The 12,610-nt window shown below is 67.1% G+C and carries 10 protein-coding genes; 3 read left to right on the top strand and 7 right to left on the bottom strand.

From position 1 onward, the window contains the following. Positions 1 to 7: 7 nt before the first annotated feature. Positions 8 to 1,339, bottom strand: a complete 1,332-nt coding sequence (locus B4I46_RS07400; protein WP_043860508.1) for a PLP-dependent aminotransferase family protein — start codon at positions 1,337 to 1,339, stop codon at positions 8 to 10. Between the two features lie 105 nt (positions 1,340 to 1,444). Between B4I46_RS07400 and B4I46_RS07395 the strand changes: the two genes are divergently transcribed. After that, complete coding sequence (locus B4I46_RS07395; RefSeq protein WP_054915345.1) at positions 1,445 to 2,335, top strand: DMT family transporter; 891 nt, start codon at positions 1,445 to 1,447, stop codon at positions 2,333 to 2,335. 279 nt (positions 2,336 to 2,614) lie between these two features. Here B4I46_RS07395 and B4I46_RS07390 read toward each other — a convergent pair whose 3' ends face one another. From B4I46_RS07390 to B4I46_RS07380, 3 genes are read right to left on the bottom strand one after another with little or no spacing between them, the layout of a single operon-like run. Continuing rightward, positions 2,615 to 3,817, bottom strand: coding sequence for an MFS transporter (locus B4I46_RS07390; protein ID WP_253087007.1), 1,203 nt, complete (start codon positions 3,815 to 3,817; stop codon positions 2,615 to 2,617). Beyond that, the gene (locus B4I46_RS07385; RefSeq protein ID WP_043860541.1) at positions 3,795 to 4,418 is read right to left on the bottom strand and encodes a glutathione S-transferase family protein; all 624 of its coding nucleotides are present in this window, start codon (positions 4,416 to 4,418) and stop codon (positions 3,795 to 3,797) included. Before B4I46_RS07385 ends, B4I46_RS07390 begins: the two co-directional genes overlap by 23 nt. 37 nt (positions 4,419 to 4,455) lie before the next feature. Beyond that, positions 4,456 to 5,514, bottom strand: coding sequence for an NAD(P)-dependent alcohol dehydrogenase (locus B4I46_RS07380; protein ID WP_058540721.1), 1,059 nt, complete (start codon positions 5,512 to 5,514; stop codon positions 4,456 to 4,458). 155 nt (positions 5,515 to 5,669) lie between these two features. Between B4I46_RS07380 and B4I46_RS07375 the strand changes: the two genes are divergently transcribed. Next, entirely contained in the window at positions 5,670 to 5,987 is a 318-nt protein-coding gene (locus B4I46_RS07375; RefSeq protein WP_043860539.1) for a DUF2388 domain-containing protein, read from the top strand. A gap of 107 nt (positions 5,988 to 6,094) precedes the next feature. Here the strand turns inward: B4I46_RS07375 and aceE are convergent, their stop codons facing one another. Further along, positions 6,095 to 8,767, bottom strand: a complete 2,673-nt coding sequence (gene aceE / locus B4I46_RS07370) for a pyruvate dehydrogenase (acetyl-transferring), homodimeric type (protein WP_210015196.1) — start codon at positions 8,765 to 8,767, stop codon at positions 6,095 to 6,097. Between the two features lie 131 nt (positions 8,768 to 8,898). Here aceE and B4I46_RS07365 point away from each other — a divergent pair, with 131 nt between their 5' ends. Continuing rightward, complete coding sequence (locus tag B4I46_RS07365; RefSeq protein WP_286899345.1) at positions 8,899 to 9,345, top strand: MarR family winged helix-turn-helix transcriptional regulator; 447 nt, start codon at positions 8,899 to 8,901, stop codon at positions 9,343 to 9,345. On the opposite strand, the gene B4I46_RS07360 is transcribed toward B4I46_RS07365, so the two are convergent. Further along, entirely contained in the window at positions 9,334 to 10,404 is a 1,071-nt protein-coding gene (locus B4I46_RS07360) for a transketolase-like TK C-terminal-containing protein (RefSeq protein WP_274096387.1), read from the bottom strand. The genes B4I46_RS07365 and B4I46_RS07360 overlap by 12 nt on opposite strands. A 101-nt stretch (positions 10,405 to 10,505) precedes the next feature. Beyond that, positions 10,506 to 12,398 carry a penicillin-binding protein 2 gene (gene mrdA / locus B4I46_RS07355; RefSeq protein ID WP_058540702.1) on the bottom strand — a complete coding sequence of 631 codons (1,893 nt, stop codon included), beginning with the start codon at positions 12,396 to 12,398 and terminating at the stop codon, positions 10,506 to 10,508. Positions 12,399 to 12,610: the final 212 nt, after the last annotated feature.

The raw sequence follows: 12,610 nt of genomic DNA, 5'->3' as shown, positions 1-12,610 counted from the left end.
GTGGGCTTCAGGAGTACGCCTGCACCACCCAGCGTACCTTCGCCAGCGCCGCGCGCAGCGTGTCCAGGTCCACCGAGCCCAGCGCCAGCCTGAGTGCACGCGGCACGTGACTGGTGGTGGCGAACGGCTGCGCGGTGGACACCGCCACCTGTTCGCGCATCAGGGCGGCGGCGATCTGTTCGGCGCGGGCGTCATCGGCCAGCGGTAGCCACAGAAAGTACGAAGTGGGGTGGGTGACGCAGGGCATGCCCGCCAGTACTTCGCGGGCGATGGCCTGCCTGGCCTGGGCATCGGCGCGCTTCTCGGCTTCCAGGCGCTCCACCGTGCCGTCCTCGATCCAGGCGCAGGCAATGGCGGTCATCACCCCGGGGGTGTTCCAGGTGGTGGCGCGAATGGAGCGCTCCAGCGCGGCAACCTGGTGCGGCGGGGCGGCAATGAAGCCCACGCGCAGGCCGGTGGCGACGTTCTTCGACAGGCCTGATACGTACAGCGTGCGCTCCGGTGCCAGCTGGGCCAGGGGCGGCGGCGCGTCGTCGGCCAGGAAGGCGTAGGCGGCGTCCTCGATCAGGTGCAGGTTGTGGGTGCGGGCAATCGACACCAGTTGTTCGCGCTGCTCCTGGCTCATCACCCAGCCCAGCGGGTTGTGCAGCGTGGGCATGCTGTACACCGCGCGTACCGGGCGGCTGCGGCACAGCCGCTGCAGGGCGCCGAGGTCCGGCCCGTGGGGCGTGACCGGAATCGGCAGCATCTCGAGGCGCAACGCCTCGGCCAGCACCTTGAACCCGGAGTAGGTGAGGGCGTCGACCGCGATCACGTCGCCGGGCTGCAGCAGGGCCATCAGCACCACGGCCAACCCGTGCTGGGCGCCGCTGACGATCAGTACCTGCTCTGGATTCACCTCTAGCCCGCAACCGAGCAGGTGCCGGGCGATGCAGGCGCGTTCATGGGCGCGCCCGGCATGGGGCTGGTAGCGCAGCAGCGCCTCCAGGTCGCCGCTCAGTGCCAGCTGGCGCAAGCCGCTGCGCAGCAGGTCGGCCTGGCCGGGCAATGCCGGGTAGTTGAAGTTCAGGTCGGCCATGCCGGCGGCCACCACCTGCTGGTCGACGCCCAGGTCGGGCGGCAGCGAGGTTTCGCGCACGAAGGTGCCGCGCCCGGTCTCGCCGCTCACCAGGCCCATCTGCTCGAGTTCGGCATAAACCCGTGACGCGGTGACCAGGGCCAGGCCATGGGTCGCGGCCAGGTGACGGTGGGTGGGCAGGCGGGTGCCAGGGGCGAGCCTGCCGTCACGAATGTCGGCGGCAAAGGTGTCGACCAGGGCCTTGTAGCGCGAACGAGGCATGTGCAGATGTATCCATGACGATTTTTTGATTGTGCTGATCGTCGGCCCTAGCATGGTTTTTGGCAAGCGTGCCCTTACCCCTGCAACCTGTCGAGCGTGACTTCAATGGAACAGACTCTCAAACCTCGTACCCTGGACGACGCCACCCGTGGCTGGATCAACGGCCTGATCGGCGTGGTGATTTTCAGCGGCTCCTTGCCGGCCACGCGCCTGGCGGTGCTGGAATTCGACCCGGTGTTCCTCACCGTGGCGCGTGCCGCCATTGCCGGTGTACTGGCGCTGGCCTTGCTGATGCTGCTCAGGCAACCGCGCCCGACCCGGGCTCAGGTAATGCCCTTGATCGTGGTGTCGCTTGGGGTGGTGGTGGGGTTTCCGCTGCTGACCGCGCTGGCCTTGCAGTACGTGACCTCGGCGCATTCGATCGTGTTCATCGGCATGCTGCCGCTGGCCACCGCGGTGTTTGGCGTGCTGCGCGGGGGCGAGCGCCCGCGCCCGGTGTTCTGGCTGTTTTCGGTGCTGGGGTGCTTGATGGTGGTGGGCTTTGCGTTGTCGCAGGGCTTGGCGGCGTCGCCCCAGGGTGACCTGCTGATGCTGCTGGCGGTGGTGGTGTGCGGCCTGGGTTATGCCGAGGGGGCGCGGTTGTCGCGGGCGCTGGGCGGTTGGCAGGTGATCTGCTGGGCGCTGCTGGTGTCGTTGCCGGTGATGCTGGTGCTGACCTGGTACCTGGCGCCGTCGACGTTCGCGGGTATCAGCCTGCCGGCGTGGGTGAGCCTGGGGTATGTGTCGCTGTTCAGCATGCTGATCGGTTTCGTGTTCTGGTACCGCGGCCTGGCCCAGGGCGGGATTGCGGCGGTGGGGCAGTTGCAGCTGCTGCAGCCGTTCTTTGGCCTGGCCTTGGCGGCGGGGTTGCTGGGCGAGCAGGTCAGCCCGGGTATGCTGGGGGTGACGGTGGGGGTGATCCTGTGTGTGGCGGGGGCGAGGCGGTGGGCGCGGTAGACGGTTGCGTCCAGCCTGGGCTTTTGAGCCGAACTCATCTGATCCGCTTTTTGCCTCGCTAGCTGCATCTGTTTCCAGATCAGAAGGGGGCAGACAATGTGGCCTTCGACAGCCGCACCCCCTCAGTTAGGAGCTCCCATGGGCAAGATGGCAATTTTTGTATTCGGCTTTCTGGTATTGGCCTTCGCAATCGGAGCACTGGGTACCATCTCCCCCCTGTAACCCCCGCCACACCCCGCACAGAACCAGGAAGGCGCCGAGACTCCCGCGCCTTCTTTTCTATTCTGCCACCAAGCCCTTGTTCACCCGCCACGCCAGCGGCAGCGTGAGCAGCAGCGTGGCCGCCAGCACCACCACCGCCGTGGGCACCCCGGTAACGTCCCCCAGCCGCCCGAACACCACCGGTGCCAGCGCGCCGCCACCGATGGTGCCGGTGTAGAACAGCGCGAAGGCCTGCTCGTGCTTGCCGGCAGCCGCCAGCTCCGGCACCACGCCATACAGCACCGACGAGGTGCCGTTCAGCGCCAGGCCCAGCAACGGCAGCATCACCAGCGTGGCCGAATACGGCAGCACCACCGCCAGCACGATCAACAGTGCAGTCCCCGCTTCGGTGAGCGAGACAGTTTTCAGCAGGCCGATGCGTGCGCCCAGGTAGCCGCACAGCAGCTTGCCGAAGGCCCCGCCCACGAACAGCAGCGTCAGCGCCAGGCCGATACCGGCGGTGCCGGCGCCCTTGAGCCTGAGCAGAAACGGCAGGAAGGTCAGAAACCCCATGCGCACCGCGCTGTCGAGCATGCCCAGCATCAGCAGGGCACGCAGGCCGCCCGGCGAGCCGTTTCCGGTGGCCAGCTTCGGCGCCTTGCCGCCCGCCGCCAGGGCCTGGGCCCGGGAGGGGATCAGCCACCACAGCAACACCGCCGCAGCCACACCCAGCACGCCCAGCAGCGTTGCACCGGTACGCCAGCTGACGGCCACCAGCAGCACGCCCATCAGGCCCGGAATGACCGCCTTGCCGATATCGCCCGCGAAGTTGTAGTGCGACAGCGCCTGCTTGACCCCGCCGCCCGCCGCGTGGCTGTCGGTGATCATCGAGGAGGCCAGCGGGTGCTGGGTACTGGCGCCCAGCCCGCCCAGCATCAGCGCCACCAGCAGCACACCCAGGCCGGTGGCCTGGCCGGCGACCAGGTAGGCCACGCCGGCCAGCAGCGTGCCGCCCACCAGCAGGCGCTCGCGGCCAAAGCGCCGGGCCGCGCGGCTGGCCAGCAGCTGAAAGCCGGCCATCATCCCGGAATAGGCCCCGCGCAACAGGCCCACCTGGGCCAGGCTGAGGCCGAACTGCGCCTGCCACAGCGGCAGCAGCACGTAGATCACGTCGGTGAGCCCGTCGTGCACCGCGTGGGCGCTGCAGCCGGCCAGCAGCGAGCGGCGGCGCACCGAGGTTTCGGTGGTGGCGGTGGCGTTACGGGGTACCGTTTCTTCCATGGATGACAAACCCTTCGCGTTCGGTCAGACGCTCGTAGTATGCCCGAACCGCTGCAAAATCCGGATGCTCCAGCGGGGTTTCGAACCAGCGATTGACCGACAGGCCGATGGCGATGTCCGCCAGTGAAAAGTCCTGGCCACTGACGTAGGCGCCGGTCGATTCGAGCTGGCGGTCGAGGATCTGCAGGTTGGTGGTCCACTGCCTGCATGCCGCCGCCAGTGCCTCGGGGTCCTGATGGTCGGGGGAATGGCGCACCAGCGACAGGAAGGGGTAGGTCCAGGACTTGTTGAGGTCGGTGGCCTGCCAGTCCATCCACTGGTCCACCCGTGCGCGCACCCGGGGCTCGGCGGGGTAGAGGTGCTGCCCGTGGTACTGGTTGGCCAGGTAGCGCAGGATGCTGTTGGACTCCCACAGCACGAAGTCGCCGTCCTTGATCACCGGCACCATGGCGTTGGGGTTGAGGGCCAGGAACTGCGGGCTGAAGGTGGACCTGAAGCCCGAGCCCCAGTCCTCGCGCTCGAAGGCGATACCCAGCTCGGTGCAGGCCCATAGCACCTTGCGTACATTGATGGAGGAAGCTTTGCCGAGTATCTGCAGCATGGGAGGCCCTTGTGGTTCGGTAGGGGAGTGAGGCGCGTCAGGCGCCGGTGGTGTCGTCGAGCGAGGCCATGTCGATCACGAAGCGGTAGCGCACATCGGAGCGCTGCATGCGTTCGAACGCCTCGTTGATCTGGTCCATGCGGATCATTTCACACTCCGGCAGAATGTTCTTCTTCGCGCAGAAGTCGAGCATCTCCTGGGTTTGCGCAATCCCCCCAATCGGCGAGCCGGCCAGGCGCCGCCGGCCGAGGATGAACGGCACGGTCAGTTGTTCGTCGATCGGCCCCACCTGGCCGACGATCACCAGGGTGCCGTCCACGTCCAGCAGCGACATGTAGGGCGACACGTCATGGCGCACCGGCACCGTGTCGATGATCAGGTCGAAGCTGGAGCGCGCGGCGGCCATGGCCTTGGCGTCGGACGACACCAGCAGCTTGTCGGCGCCCAGCGCCCGCGCATCATCGAGTTTGTCGGGGGTGCGGCTGAGCACCGTGACGTCGGCACCCAGGCCCGCTGCCAGCTTCACGGCCATGTGCCCCAGCCCGCCCAGGCCGATGACCGCGACGCGGCTGCCGGGCCCGGCATTCCAGGTGCGCAGCGGCGAATAGGTGGTGATGCCGGCGCACAGCAGCGGCGCGGCCTTGGCCAGGTCCAGGCCGTCGGGCACGCGCAGCACGAACTCCTCGCGCACTACAAGGTGCTTGGAATAGCCGCCGTAGGTGGGTTCGCGGGTGATGCGGTCCAGGCTGTTGTAGGTTTGCGTGTTGTTCTCGCGGCACAGCTGTTCCTCGCCCTTGCGGCACTGGTCGCACTGCTGGCAGGAGTCGACCATGCAGCCCACCGCCACGGCGTCACCGACCTTGTAGCGGGTGACCTGGCTGCCAACCTCGGTCACGCGCCCGACGATCTCGTGGCCGGGCACGATCGGGTAGCGGCTGAAGCCCCAGTCGTCGCGGGCCTGGTGCAGGTCGGAGTGGCATACACCGCAGTACAGGATCTGCATCGCCACGTCGTTGGGGCGCAGGGCGCGGCGTTCGAACTTGAAGGGTGCCAGCGGTGCTTCGCGGTGCTGCGCTGCATAGCCAATGGTGTACATGTTCACCTCTCGTCACGCTCGGGAATGGGGACCAGGGTTTCAATATAGCCAGCATGGCGGGCTTCGGTGGGCGGGTAGGGATATTGGCGGGAACTCTTGGCCTGGGGGGCCTATCCTAATAAATGTAGGTTCCCCCCCATCACGGAGGCATCGTCATGCGCCGTTTACTGCTGGTTTCTTCCCTTGTGCTCTGCCTGCCTTTGGGCACGGCCCTGGCCCGTGTGGATGGTCGCGATGTCGCCACCTCCGCCGGGGTTTCCGCCTCGTTGTACTCGACCTTCAAGGACGACAAGCTGGTGATTCCGGCGCGCGATGATGCTTCGACGTTCATCGCCAGCGGCGGCGAAATTCGCGGTGTGTACCTGGAGTCGATGCTGCAGCGTATCCGTCAGCAGAACCCGGGGTTGCAGGCCAGTGACGAAGACCTGGCCAAGGCGATACTGACCCAGGATGAGCTGGGGGCGGGGCAGTAAGGCGCCGCAGGCAAGGTGAGCCCATCGCGGGTCAAGCCCGCTCCCACAGGGATCTTCATGGTCTTTGTGGGAGCGGGCTTGACCCGCGATGGGTACGCCGCGATCTATCAGACTGAAGCCGGATCAACCTTGCCAGGGTCGATGCCCAGCGCTTCGATCGCCCCGGCCACCACCTCGCGCTCGATCACCCCGTCCGCCGCCAGCGCATTCAGCGCCGCCAGCACGATGAACTGGCGGTCCACCTCGAAATGCCGGCGCAGCGCCTCGCGTGTGTCCGACTGGCCGAAGCCGTCGGTGCCCAACGCCACGAAACGCCTCCCGGTCACCCACGGCCGGATCTGGTCGGCATGAATCTTCATGTAGTCCGTGGCCACCACCACCGGCCCCGCATGCCCCTGCAGCAGCGTTTCGATGTATGGCGTCTTCGGCGCCTGCAGCGGGTGCAGCAGGTTCCAGCGCTCCACCGCCTGCGCCTCGCGCCGCACCTCGGTCAGGCTGGTGGCGCTCCACACCTCGCTGCTGACGCCGAAATCACGCTGCAGAATATCCGCCGCCGCCAGCACCTCGTTCAGTATCGAGCCGCTGCCCATCAACTGCACATGCCGCTCGCCCTGCGGCGGTTTTTCCACCGGCAGGCGGTACAGCCCCTTGAGAATGCCTTGCTCTGCGCCTTCGGGCATGGCGGGGTGGGCGTAGTTCTCGTTGAGCACGGTGATGTAGTAGTACACGTCCTCCTGCTCGGCATACATGCGGCGCATGCCGTCCTGGATGATTACCGCCAGCTCGTAGGCATAGGTGGGGTCGTAGGAGACGCAGCACGGCACGGTGGCCGACATCACGTGGCTGTGCCCGTCGTCATGCTGCAAGCCTTCGCCCATCAACGTGGTACGCCCGCTGGTGGCGCCCAGCAGAAACCCCCGTGCGCGCGCATCGCCCGCCGCCCACAGCAGGTCGCCCACTCGCTGGAAGCCGAACATCGAATAGAAGATGTAGAACGGCAGGGTCATCACGCCATGGTTGGCGTAGGCGGTGCTGGCGGCAATCCACGACGAGGTGGCGCCGGACTCGTTGAGCCCTTCCTGCATGATCTGGCCGTCGGTGCTCTCCTTGTAGTAGCTGAGCGTGCCGGCATCCTGCGGCGTGTACAGCTGGCCCACATGGGAGTGGATGCCGATCTGGCGGAACAGCCCCTCCATGCCGAAGGTGCGTGATTCGTCGGGCACGATCGGTACGACGAGGCGGCCGACCTGCGGGTCCTTGAGCAGGGTGCCGAGAATGCGCACGAACGCCATGGTGGTGGAGATGGCACGGTCACCGGTGCCCTTGAGCTGGCTGTCGAAGGCCTCCAGGGCCGGTACCTGCAACGGCTCGACCCTGGCCTGGCGCGCCGGCACATGCCCGCCCAGGCGATCACGGGCCACCTGCAGGTAGCGCGCATCGGCGCTGTCGGGGGCGGGCTTGAGGTAGGGGATCTCGCCGAGGCGCTCATCACTCAGGTCCAGGCCGAAGCGGTCGCGGAAGGCCTTGACCGCCTCGTCGCCCATCTTCTTCAACTGGTGGTTGATGTTCTGGCCTTCGCCGGCTTCGCCCATGCCGAAGCCCTTGACGGTCTTGGCCAGGATCACCGTTGGCCGCCCCGTGTGACGCACGGCCGCCGCGTAGGCGTTGTACACCTTGACCGGGTCGTGCCCGCCGCGAGCCAGCTTCCAGATGTCGTCATCGCTCAGGTCGCTGACCATCGCCAGCAGTTCCGGGTACTTGCCGAAGAAGTGCTCGCGCACGTAGGCGCCGTTCTGCGACTTGTAGGTCTGATACTCGCCGTCCACGCACTCCATCATGCGCTGGCGCAGGATGCCGCTGCTGTCCCTGGCCAGCAGCGCATCCCAGCCGCTGCCCCACACCACCTTGATCACGTTCCAGCCGGCAGCACGGTACAGGCTCTCGAATTCCTGGATCACCTTGGCGTTGCCACGTACCGGGCCGTCCAGGCGCTGCAGGTTGCAGTTGACCACGAAGATCAGGTTGTCGAGTTTTTCGCGCCCGGCCAGCGAGATGGCCGCCAGCGACTCGGGCTGATCCATTTCGCCGTCACCGAGAAACGCCCACACCTTGCGGCCCTGGCGTGGGGTGAGGTCGCGGTCTTCGAGGTAGCGCATGAAGCGCGCCTGGTAGGCCGCGGTGATCGGCCCCAGGCCCATGGACACGGTGGGAAACTGCCAGAACTCGGGCATCAGCCGCGGGTGCGGGTAGGACGACACGCCATCGCGGTCGGTCTCGCGGCGAAAGTTGTCCAGCTGCGCTTCGCTCAGGCGCCCTTCGAGGTAGGCCCGGCCATAGATACCCGGCGCCGAGTGGCCCTGGATGTACACCATGTCGCCGGCAAACTGCGCGGTGCGCCCGCGAAAGAAATGATCGAAGCCCACGTCATACAGCACCGCCGCCGAGGCGTAGGTGGCGATATGCCCGCCCACCCCCGAATGCTTGCCGGCGCGCAGCACCATGGCCAGTGCGTTCCAGCGGATATAGGCATTCAGGCGCTGCTCGGTGGCCAGGTCGCCGGGGTAGGGCAGTTCGCGCTCGGGGCCGATGGTGTTGACGTAGGGGGTGTTGACGCGGCCACGAAAGTCGCCGTGCAGCGACACGTCCAGGTCCAGCATCTGGTCGATCAGGAAGTGCGCCCGCGAGCGCCCCTCCACCTCGACAACGGTGGCCAGGGACTCAAGCCATTCCTGGGTCTGCTCGGGATCTGGGTCGTTCAACAGAGGGGGCTGCTGTTGCATCGGTAATCCTCCTGCGGGGTTGTGGCGGGCAGTGCCGGCAGGCCTGCCGGGTAGTAGTTGCATTTGCAATTGATTCTAGGCATGCGCCCCGTATGATTGCAAATGCAATAACTTTGACCCGAGGAACCCTCATGGCTGCACCCACCGCTGACCTCTGGTTCAGCTTCATTCGCGCCCACCGCAACCTGATTCGCGAAATCGAACGTCGCCTGGCCGACCAGGGCCTGCCCGTGTACGCCTGGTATGACGCGCTGTGGGGCATCGAGAGCGGCCCCGATGGCTGCCGGCGCATGCACGAGCTGGCCGATGTGATGGCCATCGAGCGTTACAACCTGACCCGCCTGGTCGACCGCCTGGAGGCCGAAGGGCATGTGGTGCGCAAGAAGGTCGCGGGCGACGGGCGCGGCGCCCTGGCGTGCATCACCGACAGCGGCAAGGCGCTGCGCAAGCGCATGTGGGCGGTGTACAAGCAGGCAGTGGACGATCTGTTTCTGAGCCAGTTCACGCCCGAGCAACAGTCGCTGTTCGCCCAGGCGCTGGAACAGTCGAGCTTCAAGGCCCGGGCGTCATTCGCCTAGGCCCAGCCGGGCCTGTGCGGCGGGTAGCGCCTGGGTGTCGAACAGGCCCTGGCCGGCCAGTGCCTGCAACGCGCTGAAGGCTATCCAGCGCCGATCCAGGCAGTTGCCCGGCGCCAGGCTGTCGGCGCCCAGTGCGGTGAAGGGCGCCGTGACATGCGGGGCAAGCTGGTCGGCGATGTGCTGGGCATAGCCGGTCACGGCGATCACCGGCGTGCTGGCCGACATCAGGCAGTACTGCAGGTAGCTCTTGCGTGGCGCGGCCTCGGGGTGCAGGCGGTTCCAGCGCGCGGCATCGTCGCTGTCACGGGCCAGGCGCGTGTAGCTGGGGCAACTCCACAACTGGCTGGCGATGCCCCAGTGCGTGTCGAGCAGCACCGCGGCGGCGCGCACCTCCCGGAGCATGGCGCCGGCACCCAGCAGGCGTACCTGGGGGCGGGCAGCGCTGGTGGGCTGCAACGGGTACATGCCCAGGAATGCATCGCTGCAATCGTCGTGTGCCGGTTCATCGGCTGCCGGCGGCTGGTCGTGCAGGGTCATGTAGTAGAAGCCGTGGCGCCCCTGTACGTACAGCTCGTCCAGCGCCGCCAGCAGGATGGCCTGGGCCTCGGCAGCGCTGGCGGGGTCGTACGGGCGGCACTGGGCGTTGGCCGACAGCCACAACGGCAGCCACGGGTGCGCACCCTTGGGCCAGCGCGAGGCGGCCGATTCCAGGTCGTTGAACACGATGCCGCGGTGGCCGATCTGCTCGGCCAGCATCGACACGCGGGCCGAGCTCGGCGACTGGGTGAGGTAGATCAGCGGGCGTTCGCGGCTGGGCGCCTGCTGGCGAAACCAGATGCCCCAGGGGCTGACCACCTCGCTCGCGCTGTCGGCGCGATCATTGATCACCCACAGGTTGCCCGCCACGGCCGGGTCGTGCTCGATGCGGTGCACGGTCTGCAAAATCTGCAACAGTGGCGAGTGCGACGCTGCGCCGGTCGACGGCAGGCCGGCCTCGATGCTGCGAATGCAGGCGTGGGCGGCCAGTCGGGCAGGGGGGATGGCAGGCAGTGAATCCACGGGGCAGCTCCATGATCGGTCCTTGGCAGAAGCGCAAGGGATACTGCAATCTGATTGCAAATGCAATCAGATGCTGTCGACACGATCAGGGCGCTGCGCTTTCAGGTATGGGGCACCGCGGCGGCGGCTGCGTTGCCCGCATACTGGGGCTTGAGGTGGCCTTGTTCGTCCAGCAGGTAGGCGTCCATGATTTCCCGGACCACCGGCCCGGCCACGCGCCCACCGGCCTCGCCGTTCTCGATCATCACCGCGATGGCGATGCTCGGGTGGTCGGCGGGGGCAAAGCCCACGAACAACGCGTTGTCGCGGTGGCGCTCCAGGGTCTTGTCGCGGTTGTAGCGTTCCCCCTGCTTGATCGCCACCACCTGCGCGGTGCCGCTCTTGCCGGCGATGCGGTACTGCGCCCCGGCAGCGGCGGCGCGGGCGATGCCGCGCGGGGCGTGCATGACCATCTGCATGCCCTGGTTGACCTGGTCCCAGGCGTGGCGGTCATGCAGCACGATGTCGGGCATGGGGTTGGGGTCTACCGGAGGCTCGTCGCCGATGCTCATGGCCAGGTGCGGGCGGTGCCACACGCCCTTGCTGGCCAGCAGGCTGGTGGCCTGCGCCAGTTGCAGCGGGGTGACCTGCATGTAGCCCTGGCCGATGCCCAGGATCAGGGTTTCGCCGGGGTACCAGGCCTGGCGCCGGTTGGCGCGCTTCCAGGCGGGCGAGGGCATCAGGCCGGGTGACTCTTCGAACATGTCCAGCGAGACCTTCTGGCCCAGGCCGAATTCGCTCATGTAGTCGTGCAGGCGCTCGACCCCCAGCTTGTGCGCCAGGTCGTAGAAGTAGGTGTCGTTGGAACGCATGATGGCGCTGTACATGTCCACCCAGCCGTCGCCGCTGCGGTTCCAGTTGCGGTACTTGTGGTCGTAGTTGGGCAGCTCGTAGTAGCCGGGGTCGAATACCCGGCTGGCCGGGGTGATCACGCCGCTGTCGAGGCCGGCGATGGCCACCTCGGGCTTGATCGTCGAGCCCGGGGCGTACAGGCCGCGCAGCACGCGGTTGAACAGTGGCCGGTCGATGGAATCGCGCAGCTCGGCGTACTGCCTGAAGCTGATGCCCTTGACGAACAGGTTGGGGTCGAAGCTGGGGTTGCTGACCATCGCCAGCACCTCGCCGGTGGCCGGGTCCAGCGCCACCACCGAACCACGGCGATCGCCCAGGGCCTTTTCGGCGGCCAGCTGCAGGTGCGCGTCCAGGCTCAGGGTGATGTTCTTGCCGGGCACCGGGTCGTGGTGGCGCAGCACGCGCATGATGCGGCCCTGGGCGTTGGTCTCGACCTCTTCGTAGCCCACCTGGCCGTGCAGCTGGGCCTCGTAGAAGTGCTCGATGCCGGTCTTGCCGATGGACTGGGTGCCACGGTACTCGGTGGCATCGAGGGTCTTGGCTTCTTTCTCGTTGATGCGCCCCACGTAGCCCACCGAGTGGGCAAAGTGCGCGCCCATGGGGTATTCACGAATGAACTGCGGCTCCACGTCCAGCCCCGGCAGACGGAACTGGTTGACCGCGATCAGGGCGATCTGCTCTTCGCTCAGGCCGAACATCAGCGTCACCGGCTCGAACGGCTTGCGGCCACGGCGCAGGTCCTTCTCGAAGCCCTGGCGGTCCTCCTCGCCCAGGCCCAGGATCTGCACCAGGCTGTCGAGCACCCTGGGCGTGTCGCCAGCACGCTCGCGGGTCATGGTGAGGTTGAAGCTGGGCTTGTTGTCGGCCAGCACCTCGCCGTTGCGGTCGTAGATCAGCCCGCGCTCGGGGGCGATGGGCAGCACGTGCACGCGGTTGTTCTGCGACACGGCGGCATGGTAGTCGTGCTGCACCACCTGCAGCACGTACAGCCGCCCCACCAGCACCGCCACCAGCACCAGTACCAGCAGCGCACACGCGATCAGCCTGCGGTTGACCAGGTGCGTTTCTTTCTCGTGGTCCTTGAGGGGGATAGGCTGGGGCATGTGCAGGCTCTTGCGGAAAACGGATACACCACCGGCCTGGGAGCAGGCAGTGAACGGGCGCGATGGCTTGAATGAACGGCGATCCTACGCAAGCTGCTGCGGTGCCTCAAGGCCGGTTGTCCGCAGGCGGGCGAGGGTGCGCCGAGGTTCCCCGGTTAGCGGGGCGCAGCGTTCATGAAGATTTTTTCATGAAGGCCGCAGCGGCCCGGTCG

Source organism: Pseudomonas sp. UBA7500 (assembly GCF_002478435.1).
Lineage (GTDB): Bacteria > Pseudomonadota > Gammaproteobacteria > Pseudomonadales > Pseudomonadaceae > Aquipseudomonas > Aquipseudomonas palmensis.
This window is presented reverse-complemented; position numbering and strand designations above follow the sequence as displayed.